This window comes from Leifsonia sp. ZF2019, assembly GCF_019924635.1.
Taxonomy (GTDB): domain Bacteria; phylum Actinomycetota; class Actinomycetes; order Actinomycetales; family Microbacteriaceae; genus Leifsonia.
Genome location: NZ_CP065037.1, coordinates 1,063,723 through 1,084,474, shown reverse-complemented (window position 1 = coordinate 1,084,474; position 20,752 = coordinate 1,063,723). Strand labels below are relative to the sequence as shown.

The following is a 20,752-nucleotide window of genomic DNA, read 5'->3' as shown; positions in this document are numbered from 1 at the left end:
TCAGGCTCCGAACGGGTCCGGGGTGAGCGTGTACTTGGTGCTCAGATACTCGTGGATGCCTTCGAGCCCGCCCTCACGTCCGAGCCCCGACTGCTTGACACCGCCGAACGGCGCGGCGGCGTTCGACACCACTCCGACGTTGAGACCCATCATCCCGGTCTGCAGCCGCTCGATCATCCGCTGGCCTCGCGCGAGATCCCTCGTGAAGACGTACGAGACGAGGCCGTATTCGGTGTCGTTCGCCGTGGCCACCGCTTCGTCCTCGGTGGAGAAGCGCACGATCGAGAGCACCGGGCCGAAGATCTCCTGGCGCAGGATGTCACTCCCGGCTTGCACGTCGGTGACCACGGTCGGCTCGTAGAAGGTGCCCTCGCCCTCGACCCGCGAGCCGCCGGTGAGCACGGAGGCGCCCCGCGCGACGGCGTCGGCGACGAGCTCGGCGGCCTTGTCGACGGCGTCGGAGTTGATGAGCGGACCGATGGTCACGCCGTCCTCGGTGCCGCGGCCGACGCGCATCCCCTCGACGCGTTCGGTGACCCGGCGGGCGAACTCGTCGGCGACGTCCTCGTGGACGATGAACCGGTTGGCGGCCGTGCAGGCCTCGCCGATGTTGCGGAACTTGGCGAGCATCGCGCCCTCGACCGCCTTGTCGAGGTCGGCGTCCTCGAACACGACGAACGGCGCGTTGCCGCCGAGCTCCATCGAGGTGCGCAGCACGTTCTCCGACGCCTGCTGGAGGAGCTTCCTGCCGACCTCGGTCGAGCCCGTGAACGACAGCTTGCGGAGGCGGGGATCGGCGATGATCGGGGCCGACACCCGGCCGGAGGTGGAAGTCGTGATCACGTTGAGAACACCCGCGGGCAGTCCGGCGTCCTCCAGCAGCCGGGCGAAGTACAGCGTAGTGAGCGGGGTCAGCTCGGCCGGCTTCACGACGACGGTGCAGCCTGCGGCGAGTGCCGGCGCGATCTTGCGCGTCGCCATCGCCAGCGGGAAGTTCCAGGGCGTGATCAGGAAGCTCGGGCCCACAGGGTGCTGCGAGACGATCATCCGTCCGGTGCCCTCGGGGTTGGTGCCGTAACGGCCGGAGATGCGCACGGCCTCCTCGGAGAACCAGCGGAGGAACTCGCCGCCGTAGGTGACCTCGCCGTTGGCCTCGGCCAGCGGCTTGCCCATCTCGAGCGTCATCAGCAGCGCGAACTCCTCGCGGCGCTCCTGCAGCAGGTCGAACGCGCGGCGCAGGATCTCGCCGCGCGTGCGCGGAGGAGTCGCCGCCCAGTCGTCCGCCGCCGCCACCGCCGCGTCGAGGGCGCGGGCTCCGTCCTCCGGGGAGGCGTCCGCGATCGTCTTGATCAGGGCGCCGGTGGCGGGATCGTAGACCGCGAAGGTCCCGGCCGAGCCGGGTGACCACTCCCCTCCGATGAACAGTCCGTCGGGGACGCGCTCGAGCAGGGCGTTCTCATCCATGTGGTCTCTTCCTCTCAGTTCCGGTCCGATGCCGCCGACTGCACCAGGGGCACCGATCGGTGGTCGATGGTGGTGGCCAGCGCGATGACGGTCGAGGTCCGCGTGATCCCCGGCCCTCCGACGATGCGGTCGATCACCCGCTGCAGGTCGGCGTTCGAACGGGCGACCGCGCGGATCAGCAGGTCGCCCGAGCCGGTGATCGTGTGGACCTCGAGCACCTCGGGGATGCCGCGCAGGTGGTCGACGACGGTCACTCGCCAATCGCCCTGCGCCACCTCGGCCGTCACGAACGCCGTGACCGGATAGCCGAGCCTCTCGCTGTCGATCGTCGGCGCGAAATCCTTCACGACCCCCGAGTGCTGCAGGCGGTCGAGACGGGCCTGCACCGTCCCTCGGGCGACCCCCAGGCGGCGGGAGGCTTCGAAGACGCCCAGCCGTGGCTCCGCCGTGAGGAGTGCGATCAGGTCGGCGTCCAGCTTGTCGATCATCGGCCTCCTTCGGTCCTCGCACATCGTACGACCCCGAGGTGCGACTGCCTACAGGCTGGCGGGAATCCCCAGGAATGGGAGCGCAGCCTGCTTGAAGGCGCGGGCGCTGAGCGTGGTGATGTGGTCGCGGCGCGGGATGCGGACGAGCTCCGCCCCGAGGAGACGTGCGGCGTCTCCGGCGTCCTCGGCGACCGGATCGACATCTCCCGCGACGAGCAGCGTCGGGATCCCCACCGGGCCGAGCGCGAGCGGATGCTGCGCCATGCCCTCGACGCACGCCGCCAGCGCCTCCGTGTCGATGCCCGGAGCACGGCGGAGGGACGCCAGCAACGGGCCGAGGGCGAATCCCGGATCGGGCACGTCGACGCCGTCCCGGATGGCCGCCTGCACCGCGGCGACGCCCCAGTGCGCGAACTGCTCGACGGTGCCGATGCCGCCGACCACGAGGCGGCGCACACGCCCCGGCGCGATCTCGGGCACGAGTCCTGCGAGCGCGAGGGACGCCCAGCTCCCCATCGAGTAGCCGATGACGTCGACCGTGCCGAGACCCTCCTGGTCGAGTGCGGCCAGGAGGTCGGCCGCGAGCAGGGCCGGGGAATACGCCGCCGGATCGTGGGGCGCGTCGCTGGCACCGTGCCCCCGGAGATCGGGCACGAGGGCGCCCCGGCCTCCGGCGGCGAGCGCATCCACCCAGCCTGTCGACTGCCAGGTCAGTGCGCCGGTCGTGGCGAACCCGTGCACGAGCAGGACGGGGTCGTCGCCGGGATGGCGGGTGACGTGAAGGCGGACGGGGCTGGTCATGCCTCCATCCTGTCCCTCGGACGGGCCGGGGTCACCCTGCCGTGCGCGTGGAGCGGATCCGCGAGAGCACAGAGCCCGCGATCACGTCGGCCGCGTCGGTGACGTCGGCGAAGAAGCCGTCGCCGACGGTGCCGGTCTCGCGGAGCCTCTGCTCGCAGACCAGCAGCGCGTCGCGTCCCGGCCAGGCGCCCGGCTCGGGCAGCACGGGCTCGACGACGCTCGGGCCGCCGCCGCGGCGGGCGCGGTCGAGCGCGCGGGCGGTCGCGTCATGGATCGCGAGAACGTCGGCTCCGTCGACGAGGGTGACCGGCATCCCCTGCACCCGCGTGCCACCGGCGGCTCCGACGAACACGACGGGGAGCCGGGACACGGCGGCCGTGGTCATGGCCTCGTCGATCTCACGCGGCGTGCTCCCGGGGCCGAGGACGGCCAGCGCGACCCCGCCGGTCCGGTCGAGCTTCGCGCCGAGCGCCCACGCGACGGCGTGCGTGACCGCGGACCCGTCCGCCGCCCGCGTGCCGCCCGACCGCAGTGCGAAGGCGGCGTCGGCGCCGGTCGTGACGGCGACACCGAGATCGCGGGCCGCCGGAAAGGCCAGGTCGCGCGTGACGTCGAGAGCGGCGGCGGCACCGACCTGGACGGCGTCGCGTCCCGCGACCGGACGGTGGCCCGTCAGGAGTCCGCGACGCTCCAGCTCGCGGGCGCCGGCATCGATGCGGCGGACGGTCGCCAGCGTGCGGTAGAGACGTCTCAGCAGCGCCGGGAGGCCGGAGGGCGCGACGGTGACCGTCTCGAGGGTGGTCAAAGGCATGGCGACAACTCTGCCGACCGAGCGCGCACCGGGCAACGCGCGGCAGGATCGCCGCACACGTTGTCCACTCAGTCGATGGATTCGGCCCGTTCGCTGTGCATCGTGCGCTTCCAGAGCCGCGACGGCCACCAGATCGCCCGGCCGATGTCGTACGACACGGCCGGCACGAGCAGCGATCGCACGATCACCGTGTCCAGCAGCACGCCGAACGCGACGATGAAAGCGATCTGCACCAGGAACAGGATGGGGATGACCGCGAGCGCTGCGAAGGTCGCCGCCAGCACGATGCCTGCCGACGTGATGACGCTGCCCGTCATCCCGAGCCCGCGCAGGATGCCCGGCCTCGTCCCGATCCGCAGGGACTCCTCCCGCACCCGTGTCATCAGGAAGATGTTGTAGTCGACCCCGAGCGCCACGAGGAACACGAACCCGAACAGCGGCACGGACGCATCCGCGCCGGGGAAGCCGAAGACGTGGTCGAACACGAGCGCCGAGACGCCGAGCGCCGCGGCGTACGACAGCACCACGCTGCCGATGAGCAGCACGGGAGCGAGGATCGACCGCAGCAGGAGCATGAGGATGAGGAGGATGACGCCGAGGACGATGGGGATGATCTTGACGAGGTCGTTCTGCGCGGTGTCGTTGGTGTCCAGCGCGATGGCCGTGACCCCGCCGACGAGCACGTCCGGATCCTCTGCGGGCAGCGTCGAGCGCAGCGTGCGCACGACCTGTTCGGCCGCCGCCGAGTCCGGCTCGTCGGCGAGGGTCGCCTGCACCAGCACGCGACCGTCCTTCACGATCGGCTCCGCCGCCTGCCCCGTCGTGGAGGGGCGCGTGTTCCCCGCGTAGAGCGTTGCCGTGGCGATGCCGTCGGTGCTCTTCGCCGCGGCGAGCACGGCGTCGGCGTCGGCCTCCGTCGTCACGATCAGCACGGGCGAGCCGGAGCCGGCGTCGAAATGCTCGGCCAGCACCTTCTGGCCGTCGGCGGCGTCGGACTGCGAGAGCACCACGTCCGTCTGCGAGACGCCGTTGGCCTTGAGCTGCGTCAACCCGAGCGCGCACGCGGCGAGCAGCACGAACGCCACGATCCAGGTGACCCGTGGACGGCGGGCGATCACGCGGCCGACGCGCAGCCACACCCCGCGGACACCCTCGAGACCGGCGACGCGCTGCCCGGCCTCGTGCTCGTGCCGCCGGTCGTGCTCGCCGACGACCTTCGGCCGGAACGGCCAGAACGATGCGCGGCCGAAGACGGCGAGCAGCGTCGGCAGCAGTGTGAGCGCAGAGAGCAAGGAGAAGACGATGCCGATCGCGGCGATCGGGCCGAGGCTCTTGTTCGAGTTGAGGTCGGAGAACAGCAGGCACAGGAGGGCGAGGATCACCGTCACCCCGGAGGCCACGATTGGCTCGAACGCCGCCTTCCAAGCGCGGAGGATCGCGGTCCAGCGGGAGTCCATCTGCTCGAGCGCCTCGCGAGAGCGAGCGACGAGGAGCAGCGAGTAGTCGGTGGCTGCGCCGATGACGAGGATGGACAGGATGCCCTGGCTCTGACCGCTGAGCTTGATCCATCCCCACAGGGCGAAGAGGTAGACGACGAGGATGGCGGCGCACAGCGCGAACACCGATGTGAGCAGCACCAGGAAGGGCAGCAGCAGCGCGCGGTAGACCAGCAGCAGGATGACGAAGACCGCCGCGACCGCGACCAGCAGGAGGATGCCGTCGATCCCGCCGAACGCGTTCACCAGGTCGGCCGTCAAACCCGCGGGTCCGGTGACCCACCCTGTGGTGCCGCTGGGGATGGAATCCGCCAGGGTCGAGCGCAGGTCGGCGACGACGGACTTGACGGAGTTCGAGTCGGCGATCGGGACGATGAACTCGACCGCCAGGCCGTCCTCCGACGGGATCGGGCCCGCGACGCTCGTCGTCTGACCGCTCTGCGGCTTCTGCACGCCGTCGACCGCTCCGAGCTTCGCCCCGATCGCGGCGTACTGACGGAGGTCCGCGGTGGGGATCTTCTCGTCGGAGCGGATGACGACGATCGCCGGGATCGCCTCGGAGTCGGTGAACTTCTCCTGCCACGCCTGCACCTCGGTGGACTCCGCGCTGGCCGGGAGGAAGGCCGCCTGATCATTGCTCGAGACGCCGGAGAGCTTGCCGAACGTGGGACCACCGAGACCGGCGAGCACGAGCCAGACCAGGAGGAGGACCGTGGGCAGCACCACGCGCAGCCAGCGCGGCGGGCGCGCCGCCGACCGGGTGGGTCGGGCCGGGCTGGGCTGGACCGGTGCGGATTGCGGCACGTCGCCTCCATGAGCGTGAAGATTTTAGCTAGCTTGGTGAGTAATCAGCCTAGCGCTTACTTTCTCGACACGCCAGACCATCCCGTCGCGGAGGAGCGACGAGGTGCGCGCGACCGCGATCGCTCAGGAGGCGGTGACGAGCTCCGCGCCGGCGTGGGCCAGCTCCGCCAACGCTACATCCGACGACGCCGGTGCGACTCCGGCCACCAGTCCGGTCAGCACGCGCACGTGCTGACCGTGCGCGATCGCGTCGAGGGCGGACGCCCGCACGCAGTAGTCCGTGGCGATGCCCACCACATCGATGGTGTCGATGCCGTGCTCGTCCAGGAGGTTGTGGACGGTCGATCCGGCGTCGGTCCGCCCCTCGAAGATCGAGTAGGCGGGCACGCCCTGCCCCTTGAGCACGTGGTAGTCCACACGGGAGGTGTCGAGGTCGGGGTGGTAGTCGGCACCGCGAGTCCCCGCCACGCAGTGCGCGGGCCAGGTGTCGACGTAGTCCGGCTCCGCCTCCGTGGCGAAATGTCCACCGTTGTCACTGTGGCCCTCGTGCCAGTCCCGGCTCGCGAGCACGATCGCGTACTCGTCCCCGTGCTCGGCGAGGTGGCGGCTCACACCCGCGGCGACCGCCGCACCCCCGTCGACGCCGAGGGCTCCGCCTTCGGTGAAGTCGTTCTGCACGTCGATGATGAACAGCGCCTTGCTCATGCGAAGCTCCCTCTGCCGGTCGAGGACGGAATCGTCAGGTGTTCGACAGGTTGTCGCCGCACTTGTAGAAGCCGGTGACGAGCGTGTCGATCGCCTGCTTGGCATTGTCGCTCACATTGCCGAGCGCATACACGGCGAAGGTGAGCTGCGTGCCGTCGGCCGCGTCCACGATGCCGGACAGCGTGTAGCCGTTGTCGATCCAGCCCGTCTTGGCGTGCACCGCGCCCCGGGCGACCGCGTTCGCACCTGTGAAGCGGTTGTAGCCGGAGCCGAGCGTGCCCGACTGGCCGGAGACCGGCAGGCCGTCGTAGATCACGCCGAGACCGTTCTCGCGGTTCAGCACCTTGACGAAGAGGCGCGTCATGTACGACGGCGGCACCGCGTTGTCGGCGCTGAGGCCGGAGCCGTCGGCGATGTGGAGTCCGGCTGTGTCGATGCCGTAGCCTTTGAGGCCGGCCAGCACGCCCGCGTTCTCGGCGTCGAACGTGTTGCCGGCGCCGGTCTTGATGGCGACCAGGCGAGCGAGCTCCTCCATGATGGTGTTGTCCGAGTACTTCATCGCCTGCTGGATGAGTGTCGTCACGGGCTGGGACTGCACCGCGGCGAGCTGCCGGGCTCCCGCCGGGGCGGTGCCCTGGGTGACCGGGACGCTCGTGCCCAGGTACTGCTGGAAGTACTGCAGGGCGCGGCCGACCGGGTCGGTGCTGCGCGGCGACTCCACGGCGCCCGGATTGTCGCGGTCGCCGTCGACCATGAGGGCCGTCATGTACGGGGTGGAGCCCTCGACGACGCGCTCCTCGTTCTCATCCCAGCTGGGCTGCCACACCGGGCCGCCGAACAGCGAGGTGTCGACCACGATCGATGTGATCGGCTGGCCGCCCATCGCCTGCTTCGCCTGGTCGGCCAGATCCTGGATGGACGGCGCCCCCGTGTAGAAGGCGCCCTGGCCGCCCGGAAGGCGGGACAGCGTGACGTCCCCGCCGCCGACGATCACGATCTGACCGGGAGTGCTCCCCGCGACCACGGTGGTCGAGACGCGGTAGTCGGGGCCGAGCGTCGCGAGCGCCGCAGCGGACGTGATGGTCTTGAGCACGGAGGCCGTGGGGCCGGGGGTGCCGCCGTTGCGATCGAAGAGCACTTCGCCCGTCTTGGCGTTGACGACCTGCGCCTCCAGGTTGCCGAGACGGCCGTCCTGCGCGAGCCCGGCGACGGAGCAGGTGCGGATGCGGCTCGCGGCGGGCGCGGCGGCCGGCACGGGACGCGCGGGGTCCACCGTGGGCGTCGGAGTGGGAGTGGGGGTCTTCGTTGCGGAGGCGGACGGGCTGGGGGCGACCGCGGCAGCCGCGGGCGAGCCGACCGTCGCGCCGAGGGCGACGCTTCCGGTGCCGAGCACGATCAGGGCGGCCGTGCCTCCGGCCGCGATCCAGGCCGTCGGGTGCTTGCGGATCGTGGACATGATGCCCGCCGTGGCTGCGGCAACGCCGGCCGCGACACCGCCGCGGGCTCGCGCGACGGGTGTGGCACCGGTCGCGGCCTCGCGTTCGGCCGTGCGCCGTTCGGCACGGGTGGCATGCTCTGCGGTGGAGGCTGTCGACGGGATCGACGGGATCGACGGGTCGGACTCGGTGTCGGCGGGCACACCGGAGTCGGGCAGGTCCGATTCGTGCATCCGGGCATAGTACCTGCCTTTTCTGAGGACGTCACCCATCCGGGGGAGGTTGAAGCGCCTCGCTATCCTTCTCTCGAACGGTCGTCTGCCTCACGGAACCTTTTCGGCCGATCGGACACTAGGGGATATGAACAACGCTGGAACGGACGAGGCCGACACCTGGTCCCGTGCACGCGACGGGGATCCGGAGGCGTTCACGTCGCTCTTCGACACGCATCGCGATCGCGTCTTCGGCCACGCGCTGCGTCTCGTGCGGCAGCCACATGACGCCGAGGACGTCACCGCCATGGTGTTCCTCGAGGCCTGGCGGCGGCGCGACGCCGTCCGGGTGGTCGACGGGTCGATCATCGCGTGGCTCCTCGTCACGGCGAACAACACCGTCCACAATCTCGAGCGCAGCCGTCGGCGGCACCGCGAGGCCCTCGCCCGCATGCCCGAGCCCGCACACCAGCCCGATCACGCCGACGGCGTCGCCGAGGACCTCGACACCCGCGAGCGTGACCGCCGCGTGCGCGACGCGTTCGGAACGCTCTCCACCGCCGACCAGAACGTGATCACGCTCTGCGTCCTCGAAGAACTACCGCTCGCCGACGCCGCCCGCACCCTCGGCGTCCCCGTCGGGACCGTGAAGTCCCGTCTCTCCCGCGCGAAGCGTCGCCTCGGCGACCTCGCCCTCGAACTCCTGGCCGATCCGGCCCAGTCCGTCCTCGAAGGAGGTGCAGAATGACCGCCACCGGCCCCGTCTTCGACCCGGCGCGCAGTGCCGCCCTCCGCGACATCCTCCACGAGACCGTCGCGACCTCCCCCGCTCGCCCTCCCCGCACACGGTTCGCCATCCTGGGCGGACTCATCGGCGTCGCCGTCCTTCTCGCCGGGGGAACCGCCGCGCTCGCCCTCTCGGGGGTCCTGCACTTCGGAGCGCCGGCCCCGGCTCCCGCGCCGACGACCGTCACTCCGTCGGTGACGCCGATCCCCACCCCCACGCCGACCGCGACGACCCCGCGGGTCGAGGTGAGCTCCGGGGTGATCGTCCCCCACGATGTCGACGCGCTGCCCGGAGCCACGCGCTGGGCTCTGGACCTGCCCGGGCTCGACGACGGCTGCCGTATGTCCCCACAGGCATACGACCTGAACGACGGTCTCGCCGTGTTCCTTTCCGGCATGCGCCCGAAGGAGTACGAAGGGGGCACCTGCGCCGACGGGAGCCGGGAGGAGAGGATCGGTCTCACCCTTGTCGACACGACGAGCGGAGAGATCGTCTGGCAGCGCACCTGGGACTACGTGTCCGACGCGTCCCGCAACTCGCAGGCGACACAGCTGCGCTTTCTCGGTACCTCCGGTCGTGCGATGATCGTGTCCACCGACGATGCCGCAGGTGCCCACGATGTGATCGACCTGACGGACGGGCGGACCGTCGCAACCATCGAACCGAAGCTGATCTACGGCGTGCCCGTGCCCGGCGACTCCGGGGACCTTCTGGTGGCGAGCGACCCCGCGGACGGCCGGACGGATGTCCCGAGGACGATCTCCCGCATCGATCCGCGGGATCCGGCGCACCCTCGCTGGACGACCACGGTAGAGGCCGACTCCGTGTCCGTCGGGCTCGGGGCACGCGACGGCGGCTCGGCCGTGGTCACCGCCTGGGCGTCCGATGGCGCGACGCGCTCCTCCGCGCTGATCGACTTCCAGACAGGGCAGCTGATCCGCCTCCCCGCGGGCTGGGAGTTCTCCTCGGGTCTCGAAGCGACGACGCTCTGGCGCACACCAGCGCCGGACGGCACCGCGCGCGTCGCCGCTGTCGACGACTCGGGCCGGACGCTCTGGTCGCGACCGACGGCGGCGGGCTCGTATCTCGCCGCCGTGGGGGCACCCGGATCGCGAGCGGGCAGCTCCTCCACGCTCGGGGTGGGAACGGACAAGCTCGTCGTCATCGACCGATCCTCCGTCACCCTGGTCGATCAGACCAGCGGCGACAGCGTGTGGACCGCGTCGCTCGCGGGCTGCGACCCCGTCGACTTCCTCGGCGTCCCTTCCGCGTACACGGTGTCGGCCCAGGCCGGGATCACGGTGCTGTTCCCCCAGGATCGCACGTGCACCTTCGACGCGGCGAGCGGACGCCTGCTCCGGCAGACGACGGCGCTGGGGGACTCCTTCGCTCTCGTCGGCGAACGCAACATCTACTCCAACCCGTACGGCTCCGACACCGGAACCGCGTACGACGCCGCCACCGGAGCAATCCTCTGGACGAGGCACCAGGACGGCGAGCGGTGGATGTTCGCCGGCGGATACCTGGTCCAGGCGTTCGCCAACCGGGTCGAGTCGATCGGCTGAGCGGCCGCAGTCGCATCACCCGTCGGCTGCGCCGGCTCCCACCTGCGTGCGCCACCACGGGGTCTCGACGAAACCTCGCTTGAGGTACAGCAGCTCCATCGCGCCGGTCCAGCCTTCGACGCCGTCGAGGGCGGACAGGGTGTGCGAGATGAAGTCGTTCAGCTCGGCGACCGACGGGGTGATCAGCTCGCAGAAGAGGGAGTTGTCATCCAGGATGGCCGCGAGGTACCGCACGGCCGGGTACGTCGAGAGCGCTTCCGCGACGGCCTCCAGTCGCGCGGGCGCGACCCGGACGAGCAGCAGCGTCTCGGCGCCCATCCCGAGCGCGGCGGCGGGGACGAGGGTGAGGATGTCGACACATCCTTTGGCGCGCAGGCGGTCGAAGCGTCGCCGCACGCTGGACTCGTTCATCCCGGTCTTGTCGCCGATCGACTGGAACGTGACGCGGCCGTCCTCGCGCAGCTCGGCGAGGATGCGGCGGTCGGCGTCGTCGAAGTGCGCGGGCTCGCAGTACTCCGGGTCGACCAGGGAGGTCTTCTCGATCTCGGCGGGCAGCTTCATGGTCTCCGCGTAGAGCTGGCGGCTCCAGTCGTGACGCACCTTGTAGACGTGCATGATGATGTCGCTGCGCCAGCGCTTGATGCCCTGGATGGACTGCAGCGACTGGATGAGCTTCGGGTAGTGCGCCGCTCCCCCGGACACGACGACCTCGGCCATGATGTCGTACTGCCCGGTCACCAGGGTGAGGAAGCGGACGTCTTCGTGAGCGACCAGCGCGGCCGCGACCTCCAGCTGAGTGCCTGGCCTGCAGTTGAGGCGCACGAGGAACGAGTCCACCTGCCCCGAGCTGCCGAGCGCGGGCACGATCGCGATGCGCACGACGCCGTCGGCGACCAGCTGCTGCCCGCGCCGCGCGACCGTCGCGGTCGAACTGCCGACCATGTCGGCGATGGCGGTCCAGCTGGCCCGGCCGTCGTGCTGCAGCGCGACGATGATCTTGCGGTCGAGCTCGTCGAGGGAGTCGAGCGCCTTCACGCGGCCGTGCCCGACCGGGGCGGCGCGACCTGGTGCAGGAAGCCGCGAACCGTGGCCGTCCATTCCTCCGCCTCCTCGATCTGGGGCGAGTGCCCCGACTTCTCGAAGATCGCCAACCGCGCGTCCGGGATGAGCGAGACGATCGTCTCGCTGCACGAGACCGGCGTGATCCAGTCCGTGCGCCCCACCGTGACCAGGGTCGGAGCGCTGATCCCGGGGAGAGCCCCCTTCAGATCATAGTTCGGCAGGTTCTTCGAGAAGGCGTAGTTGTGCGCCTCGTACCGGTAGGGGGTCGCGGCGACCTTGCGCTCGACGGCCTCGGGATCGTAGACGAAGTCGTACAGGGGGAGGATCTCACGCCAGCAATCGCGCAGATCTTCGTCGTCGCGCACGCGTCCCTCGTCGATCCGGTCGAACTTGTCCATGTCGACCGTGACGCGGTCGGAGGCGAGGGCGTTGGCGCGCGAAAGCTCCGAGTGGGAGTTGTCGGGAGCGGTATCCCGCAGCACGAGGGCCTGCACGCGGTCCGGATACCGGATGGCGTACTCCATCGACATGAAGCCGCCGTAGGACCCGCCGGCCATGATGATCCGCTCGGCGCCGATCCACTCGCGGAGGGCGTCGATGTCGGCCGCCCACTGCTCGTGGCTGAACTCCCCGGATCCCTCGCTCTCGCCGGAGCCGCGCGCGTCGAACACGACCACGCGGTACTCGTCCGCGAGCCGGCCGAAGCTGGCGCGAGGCTCGGCGCGCGAACCGAGCCCGGGGGCGCCGTGGTGCGTGATGATGACCGGCGCACCCTCGGGGCCGAGCACCTCGACGGCGAGGCGGTTGCCGTTGATCTCGACGAACTCGGCGGTGGTGGTCGCGGCGGCGAACTCCGGGGAGACGTCCTGGGTTCCGGTCACGGTTGGTCCTTTCTTCAGAGGGCGATGGTGCAGGAGTCGAGGTCGCGGGGGAAGGCGGTCAGCGGGCGGGAGCCGTCCGGCGTCACCAGCATGCTGTCCGAGATCCGGTAACCGGCGTGCCCCGGGATGTAGATGCCCGGCTCGTTCGAGACGATCATGCCCGCCTCGAGCGGGGTCCCGTCGCCGTCTTCGAGCCACGGCGGCTCGTGCATGCCGAGGCCGATCCCGTGGCCCTGCCGGTGGCGGAGATACTCGCCGAGACCGGCGTCGCGGATCACGTCGAGGCAGTTGCGGTTGGCGTTGCGGCATTCGCGTCCCGGCCGGATCGCCCGGCCGCCGATCTCCTGCGCCAGCCGCACCGCGTCGTGGTAGCGGCGCTGCTCCGCACTGGGTTCGCCCAGCACGAAGGTGCGCTCGCCCTCCACGAACCGCCCGCCGACGGCGCAGCCGAGCGAGAGCATGAAAGTGTCGCCGGGCCGGAGGCGGTACCCGGAGGGGAGACCGTGCGGGTACGCGGAGTTCGCTCCGGAGTAGACGAGCCCGCCGGCCAGCGGCGAGACGACGATCACGTCGTCGTGCTCCGCGTACATCGTGGCGACGCCGACCCCGCCGACGTGCGAGGCCAGCTCGGCCTCCGTCGGCAGGGTCGCGCCCGCCGTGATGCTCTCGCGCACCAGGGCGACGCCCGCCTCCAGCATGAGGTCGGTGATCCGCGCCGCCTCCGCGTGCAGCGCGACCTCCTCGGGAAGCTTGACGAAGCGGGCGACGGTCACGATCGGGGTGGGGACGGCTTCGACGACGGCGAGCTCGGTGAAGGCGGCGTGCTGCCGCTCCCAGGTCATGCCGGTCGAAAAGCCCACGCGGCCGGCACGCCCCACCCGGGCGGCCAGCGCACGGAACGGCGGCACGACGCCCGGGAACTCGGCGTAGGAGACGATCTCGGCACGAGCGTGCTGCCGCTCGGCGTTCTCGCGTTCGAGCTCCGGCACGAGCAGCACGGCGTCGCCGTCGGCGCCCAGCCAGACGGCGACCGGTCGCTCGCACGGGTGGTGGAAGAACCCGGTCAGGTACGCGACGTCCTCGGGCGAGTCTGTCAGCAGGGCGTCGAGGCTCTCCGAACGCATGCGCTCGCGCACGCGGTCCTGCAGCCGGTCGAGAGCGTCGGCGCTCAGGCGGGTGGTGAACACGGTCCTCCTTCGTCGATACGGGCGGGTGGGTCAGCGGCGGCGCGACCGCGGGTTGCGGGCGTCGTTGTAGGCGATCGAGAGCAGCGTCGCCGAGAGCACGAGCAGCAGGATCGCGATGGACGGGAACAGCGTCAGCCACCAGGCGCTCGACATGGCGCCCGATTGCTGCGCCTCGTACAGGATGCGTCCCCACGACCACACGTTCGGGTCGCCCAGCCCGAGGAACGCCAGTCCCGCCGCGGAGAGCACCGCGCGGGAGGCGGTCACCACGACGGAGACCACGATGACCGGGGTGACGGCCGGCACGACGTGCCGGACGATGATCCACAGCGGCGACGTGGTCATCAGCCGTGCGGCGTCCACGTACGGCAGCCGCACCACCGTGAGCGCCTGCGAGCGGACGAGGCGCGTGACCTCCGGCCAGGAGAACGCGGCGACGACGAGGATGATCGTCCCGGTGCTCGGCCCGACCAGCGCGGCGATGAGGATCATGAGCGGCAGCACCGGCAGCGACAGAGTGAGGTCCACGATGACGCTGATGACACCGTCGAGTCGCTGGAAGTAGGCGCCGACCACGGCGATCAGGGTGCCGACGACGATCGCGATGGCGGAGGCGGCGACGGCCACCAGGATGCTCTGCTGCGATCCCCAGACCACCTCGCCGAACACGTCGCGACCGAGGCTGTCGGTGCCGAACCAGTGCGCGAGGCTCGGCGGGGCGAGCACCGGGTCGCCGTAGCTCGGCGGGTAGGGGGCGATGAGCGGCGCCGCGACCGCGACGACGGAGAGGAGGATGAGCACGCCGAGCGCCAGCATCCCGAGCGGCTCGCGCCGGAACGCCTTCCATGTCTGTGCGCTCGCGCGGCCGTTCCCGAGCGCGACGGGCTCGAGCCCGACCGCCTCCTCGGTGACCGTCGCCGCGTTCTGGGTGGTCGCGTCGGTCATGCCTTCTTCACTCTCGGGTCGAGGAAACCGTAGACGGTGTCGGTGATCATGTTCGCGACCACCACCGTGATCGCGAGCATCAGGAACGCACCCTGGAGCACAGGGAAGTCGAGCTGGGTGACGGCCTCGTAGATGCCCCGGCCGATCCCGGGATACGCGAACACGGTCTCGGTGAGCACCGCGCCTCCCACGAGGAAGCCGAGCTGCAGGCCGATGAGCGTGGTCGTCGGCAGCAGCGCGTTGCGCAGCGCGTGTTTCCACAGCACCCGGCGGTAGGGCAGGCCGTTCGCCTTCGCGAGCGTGGTGTAGTCCTCCCCGAGCGCGTCGATCAGAGTCGATCGCATCGTCAGCACGTAGCTGCCGAGCTGCACGAGCATCAGCGAGAGCGCGGGGAGGACGAGGTGGGCGGCGACGCTCCCGTACCAGGCGAGCCCGTAGGCGTCCTGGTCGTAAGCCCCGCCGATGGGCAGCCAGCCGAGCATCAGCCCGAAGACGAACAGCAGCAGCACGCCGATGCTCGGAACGAAGATGGACTGCCCGGTGACTCCGATGATCTGCACCAGCCGGTCGAGGAACCGGCCGCGGTGGGAGGCCGCCAGCACCCCGAGCGGGATGCCGACGACCACCGTGGCCACGAGCGCGGCGCCCGTGAGGAGCAGCGTCCACGGGAGGCGCTGCATCAGCACGTCGAGGACCGGGATCGACTGCGTGAACGACACGCCCAGGTTGCCCTGGACGAGCTGCCACAGGTAGATCCCGTACTGCACGATCAGCGGCTGATCGAGGCCGTACTGCTGGAGCAGGGCGGCCCGCGCGTCCTCGGTCATGTTCGGGCTGGCGACGGCCAGCGCCGGATCTCCGGGGAGCAGGCGCAGCAGGAGGAAGGTCACGGTGACGGCGAACCACACCGTGAGCAGACCCCGGCCGAGCCGCGGGAGGAGGAACAGGAACCGGGACACGCGGGCGTACCTCTGCTTTCGGTTACTTGCCGGTCGGGTGCGCGCTGGCCAGCGACACCGGGTTGACGATGGAGAGCAACTCGCTCGGCTTCGAGACGAAGCCGGTCCACTTCGAGGAGTGCGCGAAGTACAGGTTCTGCGTGTACATGATGTTGTCGTACACGTTGTCCCGCACGATCTTCGCGGCCTCCCGCATCAGCTTCACCTTCTCGTCCTTGTCGGTCGTCGCGGTGCCCTGGGCGATCAGGTCGTTGAGCTTCGCGTCGTCGACGTAGGTGTAGTTGATGGCGCCGCCCGGCAGGTAGGCGAGCGTCATGTTCGTCACCGGGTCGTCCATGATGGCGAAGTTGCCGGCGTAGATGTCGAAGTCGCCCTTGTTGGTCATCGCGAGGTACGTGTTGCGCTCCGTGCCCTGCAGCTCGATCGCGATGCCCGCCTTCGCCGCGCTGTCCTTCACCAGGGTCGCCCACTGGCTGGTGACGCTGTCCTGCAGCGAGTAGATGAGGCGGAACTTCAGCGGGAACATCCCGTCGGAGCCGGCGGTGTAGCCCGCCTTCTCCAGCAGCTTCCGCGACTCGTCGGTGTCGAAGGCGTACTCCTTGATCGACTTGTCGTAGTAGTCCTTCAGCACCGGCATCAGCGGGCTGGAGCCGGTGGAGACGGCCTGCCCCTGCAGCACGACCTTGCGGATGGCGTCGTAGTCGACGGCGTGCGCGAGCGCCTGCCGCACCTCGACCTTGGCCAGGTCCGCGTTGTTCATGTTGTAGGTCATGTGCGCGTAGCCGAGCCCGACGGCCTCCTCCACGGCGATGCCGCTGGTGGACTTGAGCTTCGCGACCTGCGCCGGCGGGAGGGCGTTGGCGATCACGTCGACCTCACCGCTCTGCAGCGCCAGGATCTCGGTGTTGATGTCCGGGAACACGCGGTAGACCACCGACGCGGAGAGCGGGGTTCCGCCTTCGACCAACGGGTAGTCGTCGACGCGCTCGAGCGTGTAGCTCTGGCCGACCTGCACTTTGGTGAGCTTGTACGGGCCGGCGCTGACCCAGCCGCCGTCGCTTCCGTCGTTCGGGAACGACGCGACCGACTCCGCCTTCTCGAACACGTGCTTCGGGACGATGTTGCCCCAGAAGCCGATCTCGTCGACGATCGACGAGTCCGGCTTGGTGAGGGTGAACTCGACCCGGGTCTTCGAGACGGCCTTCGCCGTGTCGAGGTTGGTGAGCTGACCGTAGAAGGTCCCGGAGGGCTTGTCCTTCTTGACCGCGTTCATGGTCCAGGCGACGTCCTCGGCCGTCAGCGGCTCGCCGTCGCTCCACTTCAGGTCGTCGCGGATCTCGTAGAAGCCGGTGGTGTCGTCCACGTAGCCCCACTTGGTCGCGACCTGCGGCTCCTTCGAGCCGTCGTTCGCGATGCTCAGCAGGTGCGGGTACATGAGGTTCGTGATCCAGTAGTCGCTGCGGCTGTTGCCGACCAGCGGGTTGTAGTTCACGACGTCGGTGGTCGTGGCCACCGTCAGCGTCTGCGAACCGGCGGTCGCCGAGGTGGCGGCCGGCGGCGCGCTGGGGGCGCAGGCGCAGAGCGCCAGCGCCGACGCGGCCAGCACGGCCGCGGTGAGTGCGATCTTCCGTGGGCGCATCAGACCCACACCTCCTTCAGGACCCGCAGAGTGTTGCCACCCACGACGGCGCGGATCTCGTCGTCGGAGTAGTCGTGCTTCACCAGCCAGCCGATGATGTTGTAGAACTCCTCGGCCGGGTTCTCGAGGCCGTCGACGTACTCGACCTTCTCGTAGTCGACAGTCCCGTGGGCCTGCCCGAGGGACAGGTTCGACGAGAAGGCGTCGTGCAGGCCGACGTGGTCGCCGAAGAGCGTGTCGGGACCGAAGCTGACGTGCTCGAGGCCGACCAGGTCGACGCAGTACTGGAAGTGGTCCATCACCGACTCCAGCGAGTGGCGCGGGTGCGCCGGCGACAGCGTCGTGTGGGGCGCCGCCTCGATGCCGATCACACCGCCACGCTTCGCGCACTCGATGATCGTCTCGTCGGTCTTCATGCGGTTCGTCGGCCACAGACCGCGGGCACCGGCGTGGGTGATGAACGTCGGCTTGGTGGACGCCTTGATCGCGTCGACCGCGGTGCGGTCTCCCGAGTGCGAGACGTCGATGGCGATGCCGAGCTTGTTCATCCGCTCGACCGCGCGCTCCCCGAAATAGGTCAGCCCGCCGTCGCCGCGCTCCTTGAGCCCGGAGCCGAGGGTGTTCGCCTCGGAGTAGGCGATGCCCATCTGGCGCACGCCGAAGCCGTAGAGCACGTCGAGCCGGTCGACCTCGTTCTCGATCATCGTGGAGGCCTCGAGGGCGAAGACGTGCGCGATGCGGCCCGTCTCCGCGGCGTACTCGATGTCCTTGATCGTCTCCCCCTTGATGACGAAGTCCTGGTGGGCGAGGTCTGCCATCCGCACGCCGAGGTCGAAGAGCACGTCCTGGTACTTCCAGCCCGCGTCGCTCGAGATGCAGCAGGTGCCGTCCATCCCGTTGTCGAAGACGGCCGTGATACCCGAGCGGCTGAGCCCCTCGTAGCCGGTTGGTTCGCGGCCCTGGCGGATGTGGTCGCGGAGCTGGGTCATGTCTTCGGGGAAGACCTGCACGTGGTCGTGCAGCGAGATCACCGTCGACTCGGCGAGCAGGCGGGTCGTGCGCTCGGCCTGAGCGTCGCTGAGGCCGAGACCGGCGTAGGCGGGCACACGGCCGAGCTGCTTGGCGTAGCGGAACTCCCGGTAGTCCTTGCCCGCCTCGAGGTAGTCGTAGGCGGTGTAGCCGGTGTAGCGCGGGGAGGGGTCGAGCACGCTTTCTCCTTCGTTCCTGGTGAGGTGGTGGTCGAAGTGCGCACCTGGCGCAGTGGAAGACAATCTCGCGGATATCCGGCATCTGTGTCAACATGAGTTTGAAAATTCGGCAAATTTGTTTCTTGATTGAAACATTCCGGAAATCACTCACATGCGAGGATGTCTGCGTGGACACAACGAATCCCTCCGGCGACGAGGTGCTGCGGGTGCGCGGCCTCTCGGTCGCGTTCACCGGCTCCGGACCGGACATCCCGGCCGTGCGCGCGGTGGACCTCAGTGTCGGCCGCGGCGAGTTCGTCGCCCTGCTCGGCGAATCCGGCTCCGGCAAATCCGTCACCGCCCGCGCCATCATGGGCCTCGGCGACGAGCACACCCGGGTGACCGCGGACGAGCTTCTGCTCCGCGACATCGACCTCCTGCACCTGACGGAGGAGAGACGGCGCCGGCTCCGCGGCGAGCGCATCGCGCTCGTGCTGCAGGACGCGCTCTCGGCGCTCAACCCGGTGATGACGATCGGCGACCAGATCGGCGAGCTCTTCCGGGTGCACCGCGGAGCGAGCCGCAAGGAGGCCCGTGCTCGTGCCATCGACCTGCTCGGTCTCGTCGGCATCCCCGCGCCCTCGCGACGGGTCGACGACTACCCGCACCAGTTCTCCGGCGGGATGCGCCAGCGCATCCTGATCGCCATGGCCATCGCCCTCGACCCCGAGCTCCTGATCGCGGACGAGCCGACGACCGCCCTCGACGTCACGGTGCAGGCGCAGATCCTGGACCTGCTCGGCTCGCTGCGCGACCAGCTCGGGATGGGCATCCTGCTCATCACCCACGACCTCGGCGTCGTGATGGAGGTCGCCGACCACGTGTCCGTCATGTACGCGGGCCGGATCGTGGAGAGCGGCTCCGCAGACACCGTGTTCGCGCACCCGGCGCACCCGTACACGCAGGCCCTGCTGCGCTCCGTGCCGCAGGCCGCTCAGCGCGGCTCCGACCTCCTCACCATCCCCGGATCCCCGCCCAGCCCGGCCCGGGTGCCGCAGGGCTGCTCGTTCCACCCGCGCTGCCACCTCGCGGTGGACGCGTGCGCCACCACCCGGCCTCCCCTGCTCGAGGTCGCCGCCGGCAGGCGGGCCGCCTGCCTCCGATCCGAGGAGCTCATCGGTGAACTCGTCTGACCCCCGCACCGCCGCCGTCCTCCCCCGGCCCGGCGAGGGCGCCCGCGAGGTCGTGCTCGCCGCCTCCGGCCTGGCCCGCCGCTTCGCCACGGGGTCCCGGCTGCGTCCCGCGACCGTCTCGGCCGTGGACGGCGTGAGCCTCGAGCTCCACGCCGGCGAGGTGCTCGGCATCGTCGGCGAGTCCGGCTGCGGCAAGTCCACGCTCGCCCGGATGCTGGTGGGCCTCGAGCGCCCGGACGAGGGCACGCTGGCCTACCGCGGGCGCGACGTCGGCCGCGGCCGGCTGAGCGACCGCAAGCACCTGCGGCAGGGCGTCCAGATGATCTTCCAGGACCCGTACGCCTCCCTCGACCCGCGCATGACCGTGCTCGACATCGTCACCGAGCCCATCGCCGCTGCCCACGCCATGGGCCGGGCAGCCCGCCGCGCCCGTGCGGTCGAGCTGCTGGAGCTCGTCGGTCTCGGCGAGGACATGCTCGGCCGGTTCGCCCACCAGTTCTCGGGCGGCCAGCGTCAGCGCATCGGAATCGCCCGCGCTCTCGCACTCGACCCCGACGTGCTGGTCTGCGACGAGCCCGTCTCCGCACTCGACGTCTCGGTGCAGGCGCAGGTCATCAACCTCCTCGGCGACATCCGCCGCCGCCTCGGGGTCTCCATCGTCTTCATCGCCCACGACCTCTCGATCGTCCGCCACATTGCCGACCGCGTCGCCGTCATGTATCTCGGGCGCATCGCCGAGATCGGCGACACCGAGGCCGTCTACGATCACCCGTCGCACCCGTACACGCAGGCGCTGCTCTCGGCGACCCCCACCGCCACCCGCGAGGGCCGCGGCCGCCTCTCCCGGCGTCGCATCCTCGGCGGCGAGCCCCCCTCGCCCGTCGACCCGCCCGCCGGCTGCCGCTTCAACCCGCGCTGCTGGATGGCGACCGACGAGTGCCGCGATATCGTGCCGCCGCTGCGCGCACTGGCCGGCCCCGGCGTCCCCCTGCGAGACGTGTCATGCCACCACGCCGAGGAAGCGGTGCTGGCAGGCTAGGCGAGTACCGCACCGGGAACACGAAAGGCCCGCGGATCATCCGCGGGCCTTTCGTGTTCGTCGGAGCCGCCCAAGGTGTCTGGGTTCACGA

18 protein-coding genes are annotated in these 20,752 nt (G+C 70.3%); 4 read left to right on the top strand and 14 right to left on the bottom strand.

Annotation, left to right across the window (positions count from 1 at the left end; genetic code table 11):
* The 7 genes from IT072_RS05420 to IT072_RS05390 all read right to left on the bottom strand — a co-directional run bounded on the left by IT072_RS05420 (position 1) and on the right by IT072_RS05390 (position 8,238).
* Complete coding sequence (locus IT072_RS05420) at positions 1-1,464, bottom strand: NAD-dependent succinate-semialdehyde dehydrogenase (RefSeq protein WP_223359921.1); 1,464 nt, start codon at positions 1,462-1,464, stop codon at positions 1-3.
* A gap of 14 nt (positions 1,465-1,478) precedes the next feature.
* Entirely contained in the window at positions 1,479-1,952 is a 474-nt protein-coding gene (locus tag IT072_RS05415; protein ID WP_223359919.1) for an Lrp/AsnC family transcriptional regulator, read from the bottom strand.
* 48 nt (positions 1,953-2,000) lie between these two features.
* Positions 2,001-2,753, bottom strand: a complete 753-nt coding sequence (locus IT072_RS05410; RefSeq protein WP_223359918.1) for an alpha/beta fold hydrolase — start codon at positions 2,751-2,753, stop codon at positions 2,001-2,003.
* Positions 2,754-2,784: 31 nt separating this feature from the next.
* The gene (locus tag IT072_RS05405; RefSeq protein ID WP_223359917.1) at positions 2,785-3,564 is read right to left on the bottom strand and encodes a thiamine pyrophosphate-dependent enzyme; all 780 of its coding nucleotides are present in this window, start codon (positions 3,562-3,564) and stop codon (positions 2,785-2,787) included.
* 68 nt (positions 3,565-3,632) lie between these two features.
* Positions 3,633-5,864 (bottom strand): MMPL family transporter, encoded by a 2,232-nt coding sequence (locus tag IT072_RS05400; RefSeq protein ID WP_442786787.1) that lies wholly within the window; start codon positions 5,862-5,864, stop codon positions 3,633-3,635.
* Between the two features lie 123 nt (positions 5,865-5,987).
* Positions 5,988-6,569 (bottom strand): isochorismatase family protein, encoded by a 582-nt coding sequence (locus IT072_RS05395; RefSeq protein WP_223359916.1) that lies wholly within the window; start codon positions 6,567-6,569, stop codon positions 5,988-5,990.
* A 34-nt stretch (positions 6,570-6,603) separates the two neighbouring features.
* Positions 6,604-8,238, bottom strand: a complete 1,635-nt coding sequence (locus IT072_RS05390) for a D-alanyl-D-alanine carboxypeptidase/D-alanyl-D-alanine-endopeptidase (RefSeq protein WP_223359914.1) — start codon at positions 8,236-8,238, stop codon at positions 6,604-6,606.
* A gap of 127 nt (positions 8,239-8,365) precedes the next feature.
* Here IT072_RS05390 and IT072_RS05385 point away from each other — a divergent pair, with 127 nt between their 5' ends.
* Both IT072_RS05385 and IT072_RS05380 read left to right on the top strand, forming a co-directional pair.
* Positions 8,366-8,965 (top strand): RNA polymerase sigma factor, encoded by a 600-nt coding sequence (locus tag IT072_RS05385; RefSeq protein WP_223359912.1) that lies wholly within the window; start codon positions 8,366-8,368, stop codon positions 8,963-8,965.
* Positions 8,962-10,569 (top strand): outer membrane protein assembly factor BamB family protein, encoded by a 1,608-nt coding sequence (locus IT072_RS05380; protein WP_223359911.1) that lies wholly within the window; start codon positions 8,962-8,964, stop codon positions 10,567-10,569. The genes IT072_RS05385 and IT072_RS05380 overlap by 4 nt, the downstream gene beginning before the upstream one ends.
* Positions 10,570-10,584: 15 nt before the next feature.
* Here IT072_RS05380 and IT072_RS05375 read toward each other — a convergent pair whose 3' ends face one another.
* From IT072_RS05375 to IT072_RS05345, 7 genes are read right to left on the bottom strand one after another with little or no spacing between them, the layout of a single operon-like run.
* Complete coding sequence (locus IT072_RS05375) at positions 10,585-11,667, bottom strand: Lrp/AsnC family transcriptional regulator (protein ID WP_223359909.1); 1,083 nt, start codon at positions 11,665-11,667, stop codon at positions 10,585-10,587.
* Positions 11,601-12,512, bottom strand: coding sequence for an alpha/beta fold hydrolase (locus IT072_RS05370; protein ID WP_223359907.1), 912 nt, complete (start codon positions 12,510-12,512; stop codon positions 11,601-11,603). The genes IT072_RS05375 and IT072_RS05370 overlap by 67 nt, the downstream gene beginning before the upstream one ends.
* Before the next feature lie 14 nt (positions 12,513-12,526).
* Positions 12,527-13,699, bottom strand: a complete 1,173-nt coding sequence (locus tag IT072_RS05365; RefSeq protein ID WP_223359906.1) for a M24 family metallopeptidase — start codon at positions 13,697-13,699, stop codon at positions 12,527-12,529.
* A gap of 30 nt (positions 13,700-13,729) precedes the next feature.
* Entirely contained in the window at positions 13,730-14,644 is a 915-nt protein-coding gene (locus IT072_RS05360) for an ABC transporter permease (protein WP_223359904.1), read from the bottom strand.
* Positions 14,641-15,603: an ABC transporter permease gene (locus tag IT072_RS05355; protein ID WP_223359902.1), complete on the bottom strand. Its 963-nt coding sequence runs from the start codon at positions 15,601-15,603 to the stop codon at positions 14,641-14,643. The genes IT072_RS05360 and IT072_RS05355 overlap by 4 nt, the downstream gene beginning before the upstream one ends.
* 22 nt (positions 15,604-15,625) lie before the next feature.
* Positions 15,626-17,242 carry an ABC transporter substrate-binding protein gene (locus IT072_RS05350; RefSeq protein ID WP_223359901.1) on the bottom strand — a complete coding sequence of 539 codons (1,617 nt, stop codon included), beginning with the start codon at positions 17,240-17,242 and terminating at the stop codon, positions 15,626-15,628.
* The gene (locus IT072_RS05345) at positions 17,242-18,450 is read right to left on the bottom strand and encodes a dipeptidase (protein WP_223359900.1); all 1,209 of its coding nucleotides are present in this window, start codon (positions 18,448-18,450) and stop codon (positions 17,242-17,244) included. The genes IT072_RS05350 and IT072_RS05345 overlap by 1 nt, the downstream gene beginning before the upstream one ends.
* 167 nt (positions 18,451-18,617) lie before the next feature.
* Here IT072_RS05345 and IT072_RS05340 point away from each other — a divergent pair, with 167 nt between their 5' ends.
* Positions 18,618-19,622 carry an ABC transporter ATP-binding protein gene (locus IT072_RS05340; protein WP_223359899.1) on the top strand — a complete coding sequence of 335 codons (1,005 nt, stop codon included), beginning with the start codon at positions 18,618-18,620 and terminating at the stop codon, positions 19,620-19,622.
* Positions 19,609-20,661 (top strand): ABC transporter ATP-binding protein, encoded by a 1,053-nt coding sequence (locus IT072_RS05335; RefSeq protein WP_223359898.1) that lies wholly within the window; start codon positions 19,609-19,611, stop codon positions 20,659-20,661. Before IT072_RS05340 ends, IT072_RS05335 begins: the two co-directional genes overlap by 14 nt.
* Positions 20,662-20,752 lie beyond the last annotated feature (91 nt).

What these genes read in the sequence shown, in the direction of transcription:
- IT072_RS05420 (WP_223359921.1), bottom strand. Translation starts at nt 1,464, where the DNA reads ATGGATGAGAACGCCCTGCTCGAGCGCGTCCCCGACGGACTGTTCATC.
- IT072_RS05415 (WP_223359919.1), bottom strand. Translation starts at nt 1,952, where the DNA reads ATGATCGACAAGCTGGACGCCGACCTGATCGCACTCCTCACGGCGGAG.
- IT072_RS05410 (WP_223359918.1), bottom strand. Translation starts at nt 2,753, where the DNA reads ATGACCAGCCCCGTCCGCCTTCACGTCACCCGCCATCCCGGCGACGAC.
- IT072_RS05405 (WP_223359917.1), bottom strand. Translation starts at nt 3,564, where the DNA reads ATGCCTTTGACCACCCTCGAGACGGTCACCGTCGCGCCCTCCGGCCTC.
- IT072_RS05395 (WP_223359916.1), bottom strand. Translation starts at nt 6,569, where the DNA reads ATGAGCAAGGCGCTGTTCATCATCGACGTGCAGAACGACTTCACCGAA.
- IT072_RS05390 (WP_223359914.1), bottom strand. Translation starts at nt 8,238, where the DNA reads ATGCACGAATCGGACCTGCCCGACTCCGGTGTGCCCGCCGACACCGAG.
- IT072_RS05385 (WP_223359912.1), top strand. Translation starts at nt 8,366, where the DNA reads ATGAACAACGCTGGAACGGACGAGGCCGACACCTGGTCCCGTGCACGC.
- IT072_RS05380 (WP_223359911.1), top strand. Translation starts at nt 8,962, where the DNA reads ATGACCGCCACCGGCCCCGTCTTCGACCCGGCGCGCAGTGCCGCCCTC.
- IT072_RS05375 (WP_223359909.1), bottom strand. Translation starts at nt 11,667, where the DNA reads ATGGACGGCCACGGTTCGCGGCTTCCTGCACCAGGTCGCGCCGCCCCG.
- IT072_RS05360 (WP_223359904.1), bottom strand. Translation starts at nt 14,644, where the DNA reads ATGACCGACGCGACCACCCAGAACGCGGCGACGGTCACCGAGGAGGCG.
- IT072_RS05350 (WP_223359901.1), bottom strand. Translation starts at nt 17,242, where the DNA reads ATGCGCCCACGGAAGATCGCACTCACCGCGGCCGTGCTGGCCGCGTCG.